This window comes from Polynucleobacter sp. Tro8-14-1, from assembly GCF_018881655.1.
Lineage (GTDB): Bacteria > Pseudomonadota > Gammaproteobacteria > Burkholderiales > Burkholderiaceae > Polynucleobacter.
The window spans coordinates 15,090-30,065 of the sequence record NZ_JACVPX010000006.1 but is presented as its reverse complement, the minus strand read 5'-3'; the positions used below and the strand labels follow the sequence as shown (position 1 = coordinate 30,065).

Here is a 14,976-nt window from a genome sequence, read left to right as displayed (position 1 = left end):
TTATCTCCAGGAGATTAGCTCCCACTCCAGATAGTCTTCCCAGTAGGCATTAGCCCAATAGATGCCAGTAGTGATATAGCGTCCTGAACTACGCCGAATAACCCATCGTCCGATTTCTGGCGCAAACCACAAGTCCTCTTGCCGCTCATTACCAACCCTAAATAGGTCATTACTGACAAAATTCGGGATTTCATTATGAATCTGTAATACCAAAAATTGCCCCGCAGGGGTCTGAATGCGCTCCCATTGCGATGCAGTCATACCGAGACCCCAGTAATAACTGCCATCGGGGTATCCGGGCACTTGATATTGGGTGGTAAAGAACCCACTCCAGCCTGCCTGTAATTGTAGCGGCCACATCGGAATGGGCTTTGTGAACTTCTGAGTTGGACTCCAATGGGCATCTTGCACAACAAAACCCCAGGGCGATTGAACTTCATCAGGAAGTGGTCCCGCCTTAAGACTCGTGCGAGCAATGCGTACTTCATTGCCAACAGAAACTACTTTTTCGGTGACCGTATCTACGATCTCTTGATTAAATACATTGCGAACTTGATAAACCCACTCTTGACCTACCTTGGGCGCCCTTACCACTGGAGCTGGTATGGGCTGAGGCTCAAGAATACCCCCAGGGTAGGGTTGAGATGAGATGCATGCCGCCAGTAAGACTGGCAGCATCAATAAGACAAGGCGACGCAAAGCGCTTACTTGTAAGAAGTCAGTTGCCATTGAAAACTATCTTCTAAATTAGGCATGCCTAGTTGGCCTTGAATCATGTAAGAGCCAGAAGATTCCCTCGCAACCCAGCGCCCAATACTTGGCGCAAACCAAATCGTTTCTTTGCGAATGCAATTGACCTTATTGTCATCATTGCTTTCATAGTTAATGAGGTTTTGATAACGCAAAGTTAAGAATGTTCCGGCAGGCACAGTAATTTGTTCCCAGCCATGTGCACCCATAAACTCCTGCCAGCTATAGGCGGAATCTGGATAGCCTGCTAATTTGTATTTGGTATTGAGCTGCTTATTCCAACTGGAAGATAGCTCTGATGGCCATAACGGGATAGCCGGATTAAAGCTAATCGTACGCGACCACTGTGGATCGGTCTGCACAACACCCCATGGGCCTTGCACTTCATTCGGCAGCTTGCCGCCGCTCTCATCCGTGCGTTCAATCACAATGGTCGAGCCAACACTAGCAACACGCTCAGTAATGATTCCTAGGTTTTTCCCATCAAATACATTGCGCTTGATATAAGACCACGCCTGACCTACTTGAGGGGCGCGCACTGCTGGCAAAGGTTTTGGCTGGGCAACTGGTGTCCCACGCTCATATGAGAGAGGAACGCCACAAGCGACGGGAGCTAATGCGGCTGATGCAATAAAAGTACGGCGTGATAAATTCATTGATATCTCCTACGTTAATTGAGAACTTTACAAAATAATTGTAAGTCTGATTTATAGAGGTGAGCTAGCGATACAAGGCGTTTTGAATGAAATTTTTAGGGACAGTTGTCTTGGGTATGGAGATGCCCAAACCATCAAACCAAGACTGAGTTTTGATCTCAAATCCTACGCCGTGCATATAGTTATAAATGGCCTTTTTTAGCCCCTGACCAAGGACTCCATGATCAACCCCAGTGGAATCAATAAAGGCAACATCATTCTTGGCAAAGGTGGTTTCTGGCAAAGGAATGAGTTCAATTCCATACTCTTGCGGATTTTGACCCACCGGAGAATGTACGGTGCAAGTAAAACGATGAAAGAAGCCGCTTTGAATGCAGCCATGCTCAAAAAGCTGTCTCACATATTCCAATGCATCCACCGTCTCTTGGACGGTTTGCGTTGGAAAGCCATACATTAAATAAGCGTGAACCAAGATTCCGGCATCAGAGAAACCCTTTGTAACCTGAGCAACCTGTTCAACCGATACGCCTTTTTTCATGAGATTGAGTAGGCGATCAGAGGCCACTTCGAGACCTCCAGACATCGCAATACATCCACTTTTAGCTAACAGCTCCGCCAATTCAGGCGTGAAGGTTTTCTCAAAGCGAATATTGCCCCACCAAGAAATGAGCACCTTGCGGCGAATGAGCTCCTCAGCCAGCGCTTTTAATATCTTAGGTGGCGCAGCTTCATCCACAAAATGAAATCCTGTCTGCCCAGTTTCCTGAACAATTTGCTCAATACGATCTACCAATAAACTGGCTGACGCAGTTTCATAACGAGAGATGTAATCAAGAGATACATCGCAGAAGCTGCACTTTTTCCAATAACAGCCATGCGCAACAGTCAGCTTGTTCCAGCGGCCGTCACTCCATAGGCGATGCATCGGATTAAGCATATCCAAAAGAGATAAATAAGAATCCAGCGGTAACCCATCCCAAGTGGCAGTACCAACCTCTTCAAAAGGCACATCAAGCTCTTGCCAATTGAGGTATTGCACTTGATTACTAGAATTCCGCATAAAGGTTCGCACCAATCTTTCGGTGGAGCGTTTGCCGCCGATGTGCTCGAGTAAAGCAAGCAGCGGTCTCTCGCCAGAATCTAGCGTAATGAAATCCACATAATCAAAGATCCGAGCGTCGGATAACTCTCGAAGCTCAGTATTGACATAACCACCACCCAAAGCAATCTTGATTTCTGGATGTGATTTTTTAATCACCTGAGCTATACGCAAGGCTGCATACATGGCGCCCGGGAAGGGTACGGATAGGAGTACTACATTCGGCTGGTGACGCTCAATCGCTTTACTGGCTAACTCTTGTAAATGCAGGTCCATGAGCGTTGGTTTAGCCTGGAGCGCATCAGCCAAAGGCGTAAAGGTAGGCTGACTACTTGCCAAGGATTCTGCATAACGCACGAATTCAAAGCGGTCATCAACAGCATCACGCAATACATCGGATAAATCATTGAGATAAAGGGTGGCTAAATGACGCGCCCTGTCTTGAGACCCTAAAGCGCCAAAGGCCCAAGATAAAGGATCACCCGCCTCCTCTTCATCAAATGCATCAAGAGAAGTAAATCGTGGTCCCTCAGGTAGAAAATCACGGGTATTGATGCGATGACTTAAAGTGCTATCGCGCCCCTGTAAGAAGCTAATCGTTGGGGCAATGGTTGATTGATAGGCATCAAAGTAATCCAGAAAGAAATTAACGCTGGCACTGCGACTCTCTTCAGGCACCGTGAGCGCTTGAGCACGAATCTCAGACATACCCTCTGGAGTAAAGAAACTGAGCACTAAAGCTAAGGCGAGATCCTCTTGAACGGCGTCAACTCCACGAGACCTCAAGAATCCCGTGAGATACGCCGTAGAGGGATACGGCGTGTTCAGCTGGGTCATGGGTGGAATGAGGCTTAATACCTTCATCATTATTTACTATGCACCAAGAAGAGATAGCTCTTCGCTTGTAAAGCCAGCCTGCTTGCGGGCCTCCATATTGAATGGGGGCTTTAAAACAGGCGCACGATATTTGGCGGCTAACTCTCGATAAGCAGTGATTGGAGAAAGATTATCTTTCACGCACAAGAAATTAAACCAGCGATTGCCAATCAATACATGGCCGATTTCATCATTGAGAATAATTTCCAATATCTCCACTGCACGCACTTCTTTAATTTGCTTGAAGCGATCTCGAATCGCTGGCACCGCATCTAAGCCTCTTGCTTCCATTGTTCTGGGCACCAAAGCCATTCTTGCAATTACAGAATCCGTTGTTCTTTCAACCATCTCCCACAAACTATTGTGGGCAGGGAAATCTCCATAAGAAAACCCCAGCGCATGCAAATACTCATTTACTAAACTGAAATGATAGGCCTCTTCTTTGGCAACCTTCAACCAGTCCTCATAGTATTCCTTGGGCATATCTGGGAAACGCCAGATGGCATCTAGCGCAAGGTTCATTGCATTAAATTCAATATGGGCGAGTGAGTGCAATAAGCCCGCCCTACCCTCGGAGGTATCCATTCTTCTTTTGGGAACCAGCTTAGGAAGTACCAATTCCGGCTTTAGCGGACGCCCAGGTAGAGAAAGGCCTTGAGCATCAATCTTACGAGCAACATCCAGGGTGATTTGTTGTTTGTGATAACCATCAAACAAACTGAGTAACTGACTTACTTTGTTTTGTGCATCAGCCCTTGCCAGGATTGCGAGTGAAGCTTCGCGTAACTCAAGCATGAATATTGGCAGGCTTAAATCGCCTACCCCTTATTCCCACTCAATAGTCATATAGGTAAAATTCTTCATAAAATCAATGACTTATGAATAGTTTGTAACAACTTTGTAACTAAAATTATATTCATTTTCTTAATTAAGAAGTTATCCAGTTGATTCAATTGAAGAATCCTAAACCTATCGTGAATAGTGAGTATCGAATGTGAAGGTATTGATACATCCAGTTCAAGACCTCACCCTTTGTAACTACATTGTAACTAGGAAAATCATGAAAAAAACAGCTGTTTATGTCCGTGTTTCGACATCAAAACAAGATACGACCAACCAGTTGATGGAATTAAGAGATTTGGCCAAAAGAATGAATTTGGAGATTGTTCAGGAATACATAGATAACGGTATTTCAGGATCCAAAGGGAGAGAAGAAAGACCGGGACTGGATCTTTTATTAAATCATGCCAGTCAGAGGAAATTTGAACAAGTCTTGATATTTGACATTACAAGGTTAGGAAGAAGTCTACAAAACTGTATTGAAACACTTAACTACCTAAACTCATTGAATGTAGACATATTGATTCAAAAACAAGGTATTGATACCTCTACTTCCGTGGGTCGTCTTACCTTTTCTCTTATGGCTAGTTTGGGTGAGTATGAAAAAAATCTAATGAGAGAACGAATTGTTCTTGGTATTAACCGAGCTAAGTCACAAGGTAAGAAACTTGGAAGACCATCGAATATGAACGATGGTATGAAAAATGCCATCAAGATTCTTAGAGAAAAAGGAATGGGAATTGTTTCAATCAGTAAACAATTAAATTGTGGTGTTGGTACAGTTTACAAATATATTTAAGTTCGTTTACTTAACTTAACAATATTAGAAATTTCCTCGGATTGTGATAATTCATCTATTACATTCTCCAAGACCGAGGAAACCTCAATATCGTTTACTACATCGGTAATTGAGGTGATTAGTTTGTTCATGAACCCCTTGTCACCTGTTAGACGATGCCAAAACTCCTCACCTACAAATACTGGGTAATTATGTTCATCTCGTAGTTTTTTGTAATGAGCACTCATAGACTGTTCATTTCCATAAAGAACACCCACTATGAGGTCAGTAGTCATTATCTGAGCATTATTGGTTCGGGATAAATTCTTGATAGTTTTGAAGTGTCTATCAATTGTTTCTACATCATCAGCATTGATGGTATTGGGTCCAGCTTTCAACTGGGCATATTTCGTCCGACCATCTAACTTATCTACAAAGACAATATCAATACCTTGAACAATACTTCCATAAGCATTAACCAAAACATCAGAAATGAAGTTTTGAATATTTGATCCAAAGGATGTTGTTATCGAGGTACCTAATACACGAGCATATACAAGAGATTTGGCCACACCTTTATTGGTGATATCTCCCGTAAGAAATGATGACAAATACGGTGTTAAAAAGGGATTGATGTCGAATTGAGAGGAATTGGTCAGTTTCTTTGTATTGACGAGATGTCTACTAACGATTTTTGTCTTGAACCACTCTTTAGCCTCTTTCAAGACCTTTTCGTTATCAACTGATGAAGGTAAATTTGTCATTTTTTTAATTTACCACACACAATTTACAAACGAGAATTATAGTAACCATACATAAGGTTATATAATCCCCGGATGGAAGAATTCTTATCCCTATCTAAAGTATCCGATATGTTGTCTGTTTCAAAGGACACATTAAGAAGATGGGATAAAAGTGGAAAATTAAAATCTCATAGACATCCAACCAATGACTATCGTGTCTATAAATTGGATGACTTGAAGAACCTTAATGAACTAAGTTTTTTATTTGAGAAAGATGAAGTGAAAAACACACCATCAGAAATTAAACCAAAAAGAAAATACAAAACCATTGAACTATTTGCTGGTGCTGGTGGTTTGGCTCTTGGGTTAGAAGAATCAGGGTTAGACTGTATTCTTCTCAACGAGATAGATAAGGATGCTTGTAATACTTTAAGAACAAATCGTCCAAAGTGGAATGTTGTTCAAGGTGACATTTCAACTATTGATTTCAAACCATACAAAGGTAAGGTAGATGTAGTAACTGGTGGATTTCCATGTCAGGCATTTAGTTATGCTGGTAAGAAACTTGGTTTCGATGATGCCAGAGGTACATTGTTCTATGAATTCGCTCGTTGTGTGAAAGAAACACAACCTTTAATAGCTATTGGTGAAAATGTCCGTGGTCTACTCTCTCACGAAAAAGGTAAAACACTAAACGGAATGGTTTCAGTCTTAGAGGAGTTAGGTTATGAAGTTGTTCCTCCACAGGTGTTGAAAGCTATTTTTTACAATGTTCCACAGAAAAGAGAAAGATTATTCCTAGTAGCTTTGAGAAAAGATGCTAATTTACAATTTGACTACCCAAAACCAAATAAAAAGATATTGAATCTAAAAGATGCTTTGAAAAAAGGCGTCTTATACAAAACGGATGTACCGAAATCTCCCGGTCAAGAATATCCAAAGGCTAAGAAAAAGATTATGGATCTCGTTCCTCCTGGAGGATATTGGAGAGATTTACCTTTAGATATTCAAAAGTCATACATGATGAAATCGTTTTATCTCGGTGGTGGTAAGACAGGTATGGCTAGACGAATAAGTTGGGATGAACCATCCTTAACACTAACCTGTGCTCCCGCTCAGAAACAAACAGAGAGATGTCATCCAGATGAAACACGACCTTTTACAGTTCGTGAATACGCTAGGATTCAAACATTCCCCGATTCATGGGAATTCTCTGGATCACAGACATCACAATACAAACAGATTGGTAATGCTGTTCCCGTCAATCTAGCTAAATCTGTTGGTTCAATGATTATCAATACACTCAATAACCATAAACCCAAGAGACCAAAAGCTTCTTAATTAAGAAGGTTTTTCATCCATTGATACTCACCTGTTCGTATCAATATTCACTAAAGTGAATGAATCTGTGGTTTATTGGTTATTAGATTAATCATCTAATCTCATAGGGGTACATACTCATATTACAGGTCGTCAAGACCCCAGGCAATAGATATTCTGGTGTAGATGAATGTTTACCACCCTACTCTACACAAGATAAACATTCCCGAATCATGTCATTTGGAATAGTGAAAATATGACGATTTAGGAATAGTCAAAACCATCAAAAAATGATGTTCCCGAAACCAATAAAAAAGATGTTTTGGGAATAGTGAGTGGAATAACAGTTATAAGAAAAATTCCCACCAGATCAAACTGAAAATATCCAAAAAAATTTAATTGGCCGGAACTCGATAATTTGAAATTTTCCCGGAATGGAAAAGTGGGAAATATTGAATTTATTCATCATTACCAATTGGTATCAATAAATTCAGCCTATATACATAGATAGATATAGGAATCAATGTATGTCAAAAACGATTAGGGAGTGGATTAATGAGGTTCTGACGGAATCTGAGACCGAATGGGTCATAGCTGTTTTTAAACTCAATGGAGGATTTATGGATGAGTCTGGGATATCCCGACAATCAATAAATGAACTGTCATTCCCAAGAATGTTGAAATCCTTGGATTGGACAATTACCACCACCAGACGAAAACTTGGTAACAAAACAATGAGATTTGTTCCATTTATTGGTGGTGACAAAGAAATGGGTGTGAATGTTCATATTCATGCTTTCGTTGAAATACCAAAGAATTCCAATGTTTACGAATTGAATGACAACCTTAAAAGGTATTGGAAAAAGTATTCGGAAAAATCACTACAAAAAGGTATCAAGTCGGAAGTATGGATTCAACCTTACAAAAAAGAATTAGGTAAAAAACACACCTACTATGTAACCAGATATGAAGGTAACAGTTTTATGTATGGTGACGAGAAGGTGTTAATTGAATGTAAATCGTTCCTTTTGAATTAAGAGGATACAAACGGTGAATTGCTCTGAGTAAAGTTATATCCGTTTGAAATGAGTTGTAAACGATACATAAGCCATAACTGTATCTATTGATTGTGAAATACCACTATCAATCAACAGATATTAAATGACATAAATATTCCACAAGAACCAAGTAATCCCAAACTTGTCGTTCTAACCATCGCTAGTGTTGAGTTCGTGATGGTCTTAGTCTAAATGTCCAATTAAAGGAAATACAAATGACACAACTATTCGTATCAGCTACACCACAAATTCAATTTCCCCTTAGGATTTCGAATGAATTAAATCAAAGATTCAATGAAGTATCAAGTTACACCAAGATTCCAAAATCTACTCTTGGGCGCCTAGCCATCAATACATTGATATCAAATATTGAACAGAACGGTATTGTTTCTGTATTGAATGAGGTAGAAGAACTATGAAGAAATCCTCACTAAAAATTAAGTCTTTCCATCGTTTTATGACTGAAGAAAAAGAGAAGTTTTATACCTGTGACCTCTTTCCCAATATGACAAAAGAAGATGTTGTATATCTACTCAATGAACTACTACCACTCACACTCAAGATGTTAAAGAATGGTCAAGTATTGATTACAGTCGAACCAGTTCTTGATGGTGAAGAAGAATGAATCAAAGAGAACTAGAACGATTAGAAAAAGACTCTATCTACACGATGAAGGTGAGTTCTGACTTGAAGGATCAGGTCATCAACGGATACTTGAATGAACTGAATAAGGTGATTAAGACGAATGTGAAGAAGAAAAGTTTAGTAATCATGGTTGTTGAACAATCAAACTGATTACTTACAGACCCACTCCTTCAATACTTCGTTTATTGAGTCTTTTTCAGTGGGATACCAATTAGTCTCAGAACCAATAGTTACATTGACCATATTCCCCAACCCATTGTGACCGTCATATTCAATCATGTCAGAGACTTTGAATCTATTCTTTTCACAGTCTTGAATGATTTTTGTCTTTGATGAAAGAACTAACGACTTACCATTTTTTAATGGAGTTTTGTGATTGACTAACTCCCAGTAGGTAACTATGTCACCCTCACGTTTAGTGGATGAGGAATCATAGGAGTAGATAGTATGGTTATCGGATTCAACAACAGGTTCCCAAACTTGACCATAGACATTAAATGACAAGATTAGTGATACAAGAAATAGAAATCGAGTCATTCGTCTCTTTCGTAAGTAGTCTCAAGTTCAACCTTTACTAACTTACCAGACCTTCTTAGTTCTCTATTCTTTTCATCCCTAAAGAACTGTTCACGTTCTTCACGAAATCTCTCGTCCCAAGACTTTAGCCTCTGAGGATTCATTTTTCCGACAAATTCAAGGTCACTTCCCACCCTGTGACTCCTTAAGTTTTTTTCTTTTGAATCTTATATATCCGAAATAAACAATTACGATAACTGAGAGAAACTTAAAGAATCCATTCTTTTTTAACCAAGAAACTGTTTCATCAAATACTGAATCAGTCTTTTTTGAAACTGTGTCAGACTGATACCTAGATTCAAGACCGATACTTGGTGTCTGGGGATTTAGTTCAATCAATTGAGTTTTTGTATTGTCATTTAAGGTTACGGGTCTATTTTCATTCGATTGTGAGTGAACTTGACTCATGACTGTCAACATCAATATAAGTATGTATTTTTTCATTTTTTCTTCTCACAGACTATTTGTTTTCCATTGGGACCTGATTGAATCTTTCTATATTTCATCAATTCAATGTACTCCTTGGTATTTTTAGAAAAACCAGGATCGAAACAGGGATCTTTTTTAGACCACTCCAACCGAATCTCTAAGTCTTCTTTGGTGCCGACATTGAATCCAGTTCCATAGGGAGATAATTGAGAGTATGAGAGTGTAGAAATGGAAAGTAGAATTACTATAAGAGTGAGTCTTAGTGTTTTCCTCATTTACCCCTCCTATTCCTTAACTCCACCTCCACAGATTCCTCAAATTCTTTCTGTCGTTTCTCCAGTTCTTTGAGATTGTGAATCACTTCTTTACCTGTGATGACTTCTTTGGAAGCCAAGAGTTCATCTAAGGATTTCTTACCTTTTTGAAGGTGTATAACCTGTTCTGTTTCCTTGATTGTCATAATAATTAGTTACACCCGTAGGTTCCTTGACTTGATAACCTGTTCGATTTCCCTGATTGTCGTAAACACCATTTGTTGAACTCAAATTATTAGGTGAATTCTCCATGTTGTAAGGTGAATTCCTCATATTATATGGAGAATTTTCCATATTATTGATACTGTTCTCCATGTTGTAGGGAGAGTTTTTCAGATTCGTAGTTTGGGCTATTGAACTAATGGAAATTATCATTAAAGATATCAATATCAATCGTTTCATCATCTCAACTTTTTTCTAGGTATCATTATTAATAGTAATACGATTATTTCCTAGAAACCAGAAATTTCATTGATTTTATTAAATATGACAAATATCACATCCAAATCAAAATCAAATGATGTTGAAGTTGTAATCAGTCAAATTACCAATACATGGAATAAAGCAGCTGAATACATTCTTGAAGTAGCTACCATCGTCAATAAACACGCTACTTACAATGATTCAGTAGGTAAAAATAAGTGGAGAGAAATTCGTGAAGCCTTAATCGAAAGAAAGATTATGAGTCAAACGACAATCAGTAATCTTTGTCAGATAGCCAAACGACAAATTCTTTATGACAATGTTCAACTACTTCCACCGGCATACAACACACTTTGGGAATTATCAAAACTAGAAGATAAGGAACTAAAGGAAAAATTCAAAAAAGGATTAATTCACCCTGTATTGAAATTGGAAGAAGCTCGTCAATGGAAACAAATTGATGATGATGACGGTATTCAAGTTGTTGAGGTTTACGAAGAGGTGAAGGATATGAAAAAAGGTATCACCATCTACTTCTCAGAAAACGATATCATCAAAAAATATCACCAGATTGAAGAACATCTTAAAGAAATAAAACGGTTAATGAGATACGCTGATATTGAGGTGTCAGGATTACTCAAAAGAAAAATTGATGGTGATTAATGAAAATTCATTCCAAACTTATTGAGAAATACGGTAACTATGGTGATTCCTTTCTAGTTACACCAAACTCAACTGTTATTATTTTCGGTAAGTCGGAGAAACATGAAGATTTGGTTATTCGTACTAATTTAAATATTAGCCAACAAAGTTATCAACTCTTTAATCTTGACGGATTGGTTAATGTTACAGAAACAGAGGTGATGAATCTGTATAACAAGGTGATAACTAAAATAAAATCAACACTATCTGAGAGTTTCCATCTCGATAAAAAATATGTTGAAGCTATTGGTGACACCATCAACACTACGGATTCCACTCACATTAGATTCTTTACGGAAGATTCAAATCTTAAAGTTTCGGTATTTAATTACCGTCAATTTATTTCCAGAATTAGTATCAGAGAAAATTCAGTTCCATTCATCTCAGAATCCATCATCAAAAATTCATACTTTTCTGGTGAAATAAACTTCACTTTGGATGCTAGAACTTTTTTAAAGTTATCAGACAATAACTATGATGTTGAGGTTCTTGAAAATGGATTGGTTAATTTTATAAATTTAGATTCTGAAATTGAATTTTTCCTCAGGGAACAGGAGATTCAAGAACCAATTACTAAATTTATCAACGAGAAATCTGGACTAAGAACTGTTTTTTTGTTTCAGCCAACGATAACCTAGACATTGGTTCATACCAATCTGTAATCAAGTCAATGTAAGGAGATTCCCCCTTCTCTTTGGCTTTGTTAATTAAAGTTTGTAATCGTGTTTTGGCCGGACTGTTCTTGGTACTGTGTTTATTCTTACTACTAGCTAATTTTTCAAGTTCTGGATGTAATGAATCTTTCGTATCACCTTTAAATCCAAACTTCCAAAACTCTACTAATGTTTCAAGTGAATTATCAAAAGCAGGTATCAATTCACTTTCGGTAATTTTATTTTGTAGAAATAAATCTGAATTTGTATAAAGTTTAGATAAGAACACTCCTCGTTGATGACCAGATGATATTTTTAATACATCTCCAATCCCTAGTAATTGATAACAACGAGAAATCATTCCATTCTTTTTATCCCGAACTGACTGAACACCCTTCACATTCCTTTGGATCATAAAGTGATGATATTTTCTTGGATATCTTTTCTTTAACCATCTTCTTAATTCCTTCCAGAGTTGATCCGTTGGTTTAAGTGGAGTATCACCACTCGTTTTACCTAGGTTTCTCCAGAATGGTTTTAAACCATCGTATTGTGTAGATTCTTTTTCACCATATAAAGAAGTTGTTTCAACTGTAACAAGAGTGTCACCGTATCTTTCTTTCCAATCGTTAGCTACCTGTTTCGTTAAACACAATAATGCTAATAATTTCCCACCGTTAAAGTATCTTCCAAACGGTTGACAACACATGATGGTTTGACCGTTAGCCATATTGATTGATTTACCACCAGTAGAGAAAGCATCAATAAAGTGTTGTTTGGCTTCCTTATTTTTAGTAATTTCTCCACCGAATACTTCTTTATTTCTTTCAGCCAAGTTCATCATTGAAGATGAAATACAAATAATTCCAAGATATGTGTTTGTTACCTTATCTCTGACGAGGTATCTCAACTGTCTACCTATTGTTCCATCATGTCGTGAGGAGGAGATTAATACACGAAGAATGTTCCAATGTTTAATGAACTTATCATTAGTTGTATAGGATTGATAACTTTCTTCATCCCAAAAATTTATTTTTTTAATATCCAGACTATCACTTGTTAAAACTAATTCTGGAACAATTCTTCTAAAATCACTTCTACCTTTAGGTTTCCAGATGAGATTTTTCACCTCTTCTATATCCTTGGGATCCTGTTTTGAAACAAACTCCCTGACTTCGTACCACTTATGTAACAACATGAACTCAGCTATATCGAATTCACCTGTTACATTTAATTCATCTGATATTTTCTTCCGAATTTCATCATCCAGTTTTTTTTCATCTGATGGAGTGAGTTTCTTGATTGGATTGGTTTTTAACCATTCCCGATATTGTTCATTAGGTTCCGTGTAAACGAACTTAGATTTCATTTCTTAGGATTTACCACTTTACGAATTTTAATTAGTGGTTTTGTCACTTTCTCGGGTAATGAAAATGATCCGAACCCAGAAATTTGAACTTCCTTACCTTGCTGTATGACTTCAGAAATTAAATCAAAGGTTTTCTCCACAATTAGATCCAAATCCTTCATTGGTATCTTCTTGTCTGAATTCTCATAAATTTTACGAACAATATCTGTTTTATTCATATTTCCTTCTTAATTAAGAAGATTCTGAGGACGTCACTTCCAGTAGTTTATTGACAAAATAATACACAGATACTATCTTATATACGGAATCTTTAAAGAATAGTCCTCTAAGTTTCCACCTAGTCTTTTGATAGTTCTTCGTCTATCGATATCATCTGATAGTTGTCATCGATCCTACGATTTTTCGAGTAGGACAACATTTCATCAATACGATGAGTTTGAGATACGTGATCATAGTGGTCTTGTATCTGTTTCAAACTAGTACCAGCCACACTAGCCAGATCGTATACGTTCATTTTTCCAATTGTGAGATGCCAAGTAATAAAAAAGTGTCTGAGAGAATACAGACTCTTAGTTGTATCGTATTCTGGATACTTTTCTTTTACCTCATTCACCAATTTCTTGAAGTAATCGTAGACTACGTATCTTGATATTTGAGAGTCAACACCATATCCAGTAAATAGATAGTCGTTGAGTTTATTGAAGGGTTTCGAATATTCGGACTTTCGTTGAAATACATCAGCCCTCAAACCACCTGTAATCCTTGATTTTCTTACCTTTGTATTTGCCGCTGGTATATGAACGTCTGCCCTCTTACCTGTCTTGAATTCGATATCCTTGTATTTCACTAACATCAATTCACCAGTTCTGAATCCATAGTTACTCATTAATAAAATGAAGTCACGTATAGACTTTCGATAAAAACTTTCTTCTTCAAATTTCAAGAAGTTTTTAGGTACACGTTGGTACCATTTACTAGCTACTTCAGTTAATTGAATATATTCCTTGATCGTGAATCCATCTCTCACAGTATCGTCTTTTGGTACTTTAATAACTCCAAAGTCCGGTACATAGTTTGATATCAGTCCTTCATTCTCAGCCCACTTATACATCTGTTTTATTGTGATTGACTCATTTACCACCACACTCATTTTGATATCTGATTTATCTTTTTGACGGTGGGCACGATATCTCTGGAACTCTTTACGATCAATATTGGCTATTTTTCTATCTTTACCAATGAACTGAATATAGTGTTTGGTAAAAGTTTTAATGTTTGTTTGTCTTCCTGGACTCAACTGTCCAGATCTAACCAACTCCTCTACATGAACCAAATACCTTTGACGAAGTTCATTTGTTGTTATGGAGAATATCTTTTGTCCATTTTTGATTAAATGGTTGTAATTCAAGAATCTTCGTTTGGCTTCTTCAATGGCCTCGGACTTATCTCTTGTTCGTAAACTTTCACGAACATACTTCTTCTCCGAACCTACCCACATCCTCATTTGCCAGACATCACCAGATCCGGTGGTCTTGTAAATCATGATTTCACCGTCATATACCTCGAATCGTTCACTCATTCGAGATTGTTTGATACGACTCTTGGGGACGACTGAACTCGTCTTTAGGGAACTATTCTTCTGAATGGTTTTCGAACTTTGTGACATTTTTCATCAAAGGTTATTTAACCTATTGATTTTACACAAAATTTACATTACTTTGTAATAAGTTTGTAACAGATAAGTG

General features: G+C 37.8%; 17 protein-coding genes. 7 read left to right on the top strand and 10 right to left on the bottom strand.

What is annotated here, in order from left to right:
• The 4 genes from ICN34_RS07585 to ICN34_RS07570 all read right to left on the bottom strand — a co-directional run bounded on the left by ICN34_RS07585 (nt 1) and on the right by ICN34_RS07570 (nt 4,176).
• On the bottom strand, nt 1–729 hold the full coding sequence (locus ICN34_RS07585; RefSeq protein ID WP_216121813.1) for a hypothetical protein: 729 nt from the start codon (nt 727–729) through the stop codon (nt 1–3).
• Nucleotides 705–1,406 (bottom strand): hypothetical protein, encoded by a 702-nt coding sequence (locus ICN34_RS07580; RefSeq protein WP_216121810.1) that lies wholly within the window; start codon nt 1,404–1,406, stop codon nt 705–707. Before ICN34_RS07580 ends, ICN34_RS07585 begins: the two co-directional genes overlap by 25 nt.
• A gap of 64 nt (nt 1,407–1,470) precedes the next feature.
• The gene (locus tag ICN34_RS07575; protein WP_143143893.1) at nt 1,471–3,369 is read right to left on the bottom strand and encodes a radical SAM protein; all 1,899 of its coding nucleotides are present in this window, start codon (nt 3,367–3,369) and stop codon (nt 1,471–1,473) included.
• A 9-nt stretch (nt 3,370–3,378) separates the two neighbouring features.
• Entirely contained in the window at nt 3,379–4,176 is a 798-nt protein-coding gene (locus ICN34_RS07570) for a ferritin-like domain-containing protein (protein ID WP_216121808.1), read from the bottom strand.
• A 265-nt stretch (nt 4,177–4,441) separates the two neighbouring features.
• On the opposite strand from ICN34_RS07570, the gene ICN34_RS07565 reads away from it, so the two are divergent.
• The gene (locus tag ICN34_RS07565; protein ID WP_216121806.1) at nt 4,442–5,020 is read left to right on the top strand and encodes a recombinase family protein; all 579 of its coding nucleotides are present in this window, start codon (nt 4,442–4,444) and stop codon (nt 5,018–5,020) included.
• Here ICN34_RS07565 and ICN34_RS07560 read toward each other — a convergent pair.
• Nucleotides 5,017–5,763: a PmeII family type II restriction endonuclease gene (locus ICN34_RS07560; protein WP_216121804.1), complete on the bottom strand. Its 747-nt coding sequence runs from the start codon at nt 5,761–5,763 to the stop codon at nt 5,017–5,019. The two genes, ICN34_RS07565 and ICN34_RS07560, sit on opposite strands and share 4 nt — an antisense overlap.
• A gap of 72 nt (nt 5,764–5,835) precedes the next feature.
• On the opposite strand from ICN34_RS07560, the gene dcm reads away from it, so the two are divergent.
• The 4 genes from dcm to ICN34_RS07540 all read left to right on the top strand — a co-directional run bounded on the left by dcm (nt 5,836) and on the right by ICN34_RS07540 (nt 8,745).
• Complete coding sequence (dcm, locus tag ICN34_RS07555) at nt 5,836–7,083, top strand: DNA (cytosine-5-)-methyltransferase (RefSeq protein WP_216121802.1); 1,248 nt, start codon at nt 5,836–5,838, stop codon at nt 7,081–7,083.
• A 506-nt stretch (nt 7,084–7,589) separates the two neighbouring features.
• Complete coding sequence (locus ICN34_RS07550) at nt 7,590–8,099, top strand: hypothetical protein (RefSeq protein WP_216121800.1); 510 nt, start codon at nt 7,590–7,592, stop codon at nt 8,097–8,099.
• A 236-nt stretch (nt 8,100–8,335) separates the two neighbouring features.
• Complete coding sequence (locus ICN34_RS07545) at nt 8,336–8,539, top strand: hypothetical protein (protein ID WP_216121798.1); 204 nt, start codon at nt 8,336–8,338, stop codon at nt 8,537–8,539.
• Nucleotides 8,536–8,745, top strand: coding sequence for a hypothetical protein (locus ICN34_RS07540; protein ID WP_216121796.1), 210 nt, complete (start codon nt 8,536–8,538; stop codon nt 8,743–8,745). The genes ICN34_RS07545 and ICN34_RS07540 overlap by 4 nt, the downstream gene beginning before the upstream one ends.
• A gap of 170 nt (nt 8,746–8,915) precedes the next feature.
• Here ICN34_RS07540 and ICN34_RS11605 read toward each other — a convergent pair whose 3' ends face one another.
• The gene (locus ICN34_RS11605; RefSeq protein ID WP_370623987.1) at nt 8,916–9,302 is read right to left on the bottom strand and encodes a surface-adhesin E family protein; all 387 of its coding nucleotides are present in this window, start codon (nt 9,300–9,302) and stop codon (nt 8,916–8,918) included.
• A 739-nt stretch (nt 9,303–10,041) separates the two neighbouring features.
• Nucleotides 10,042–10,230 (bottom strand): hypothetical protein, encoded by a 189-nt coding sequence (locus tag ICN34_RS07535; protein ID WP_216121794.1) that lies wholly within the window; start codon nt 10,228–10,230, stop codon nt 10,042–10,044.
• A gap of 340 nt (nt 10,231–10,570) precedes the next feature.
• Here ICN34_RS07535 and ICN34_RS07530 point away from each other — a divergent pair, with 340 nt between their 5' ends.
• Nucleotides 10,571–11,170 carry a hypothetical protein gene (locus tag ICN34_RS07530; RefSeq protein ID WP_216121792.1) on the top strand — a complete coding sequence of 200 codons (600 nt, stop codon included), beginning with the start codon at nt 10,571–10,573 and terminating at the stop codon, nt 11,168–11,170.
• Complete coding sequence (locus ICN34_RS07525) at nt 11,170–11,847, top strand: hypothetical protein (protein ID WP_216121789.1); 678 nt, start codon at nt 11,170–11,172, stop codon at nt 11,845–11,847. Before ICN34_RS07530 ends, ICN34_RS07525 begins: the two co-directional genes overlap by 1 nt.
• Here ICN34_RS07525 and ICN34_RS07520 read toward each other — a convergent pair.
• From ICN34_RS07520 to ICN34_RS07510, 3 genes are all read right to left on the bottom strand, one after another.
• On the bottom strand, nt 11,792–13,231 hold the full coding sequence (locus ICN34_RS07520; RefSeq protein ID WP_216121787.1) for a Druantia anti-phage system protein DruA: 1,440 nt from the start codon (nt 13,229–13,231) through the stop codon (nt 11,792–11,794). The two genes, ICN34_RS07525 and ICN34_RS07520, sit on opposite strands and share 56 nt — an antisense overlap.
• Nucleotides 13,228–13,449, bottom strand: a complete 222-nt coding sequence (locus ICN34_RS07515) for an HU family DNA-binding protein (protein WP_216121785.1) — start codon at nt 13,447–13,449, stop codon at nt 13,228–13,230. Before ICN34_RS07515 ends, ICN34_RS07520 begins: the two co-directional genes overlap by 4 nt.
• Nucleotides 13,450–13,568: 119 nt before the next feature.
• Nucleotides 13,569–14,810, bottom strand: a complete 1,242-nt coding sequence (locus tag ICN34_RS07510; protein WP_216121783.1) for a tyrosine-type recombinase/integrase — start codon at nt 14,808–14,810, stop codon at nt 13,569–13,571.
• Nucleotides 14,811–14,976: the final 166 nt, after the last annotated feature.

What these genes read in the sequence shown, in the direction of transcription:
- ICN34_RS07585 (WP_216121813.1), bottom strand. Translation starts at nt 729, where the DNA reads ATGGCAACTGACTTCTTACAAGTAAGCGCTTTGCGTCGCCTTGTCTTA.
- ICN34_RS07550 (WP_216121800.1), top strand. Translation starts at nt 7,590, where the DNA reads ATGTCAAAAACGATTAGGGAGTGGATTAATGAGGTTCTGACGGAATCT.
- ICN34_RS07575 (WP_143143893.1), bottom strand. Translation starts at nt 3,369, where the DNA reads ATGAAGGTATTAAGCCTCATTCCACCCATGACCCAGCTGAACACGCCG.
- ICN34_RS07530 (WP_216121792.1), top strand. Translation starts at nt 10,571, where the DNA reads ATGACAAATATCACATCCAAATCAAAATCAAATGATGTTGAAGTTGTA.
- ICN34_RS07525 (WP_216121789.1), top strand. Translation starts at nt 11,170, where the DNA reads ATGAAAATTCATTCCAAACTTATTGAGAAATACGGTAACTATGGTGAT.
- ICN34_RS07560 (WP_216121804.1), bottom strand. Translation starts at nt 5,763, where the DNA reads ATGACAAATTTACCTTCATCAGTTGATAACGAAAAGGTCTTGAAAGAG.
- ICN34_RS07540 (WP_216121796.1), top strand. Translation starts at nt 8,536, where the DNA reads ATGAAGAAATCCTCACTAAAAATTAAGTCTTTCCATCGTTTTATGACT.
- ICN34_RS07510 (WP_216121783.1), bottom strand. Translation starts at nt 14,810, where the DNA reads ATGAGTGAACGATTCGAGGTATATGACGGTGAAATCATGATTTACAAG.
- ICN34_RS07580 (WP_216121810.1), bottom strand. Translation starts at nt 1,406, where the DNA reads ATGAATTTATCACGCCGTACTTTTATTGCATCAGCCGCATTAGCTCCC.
- ICN34_RS07565 (WP_216121806.1), top strand. Translation starts at nt 4,442, where the DNA reads ATGAAAAAAACAGCTGTTTATGTCCGTGTTTCGACATCAAAACAAGAT.
- ICN34_RS07515 (WP_216121785.1), bottom strand. Translation starts at nt 13,449, where the DNA reads ATGAATAAAACAGATATTGTTCGTAAAATTTATGAGAATTCAGACAAG.
- ICN34_RS07535 (WP_216121794.1), bottom strand. Translation starts at nt 10,230, where the DNA reads ATGACAATCAAGGAAACAGAACAGGTTATACACCTTCAAAAAGGTAAG.
- ICN34_RS07570 (WP_216121808.1), bottom strand. Translation starts at nt 4,176, where the DNA reads ATGCTTGAGTTACGCGAAGCTTCACTCGCAATCCTGGCAAGGGCTGAT.
- ICN34_RS11605 (WP_370623987.1), bottom strand. Translation starts at nt 9,302, where the DNA reads ATGACTCGATTTCTATTTCTTGTATCACTAATCTTGTCATTTAATGTC.
- ICN34_RS07520 (WP_216121787.1), bottom strand. Translation starts at nt 13,231, where the DNA reads ATGAAATCTAAGTTCGTTTACACGGAACCTAATGAACAATATCGGGAA.
- ICN34_RS07545 (WP_216121798.1), top strand. Translation starts at nt 8,336, where the DNA reads ATGACACAACTATTCGTATCAGCTACACCACAAATTCAATTTCCCCTT.
- dcm (WP_216121802.1), top strand. Translation starts at nt 5,836, where the DNA reads ATGGAAGAATTCTTATCCCTATCTAAAGTATCCGATATGTTGTCTGTT.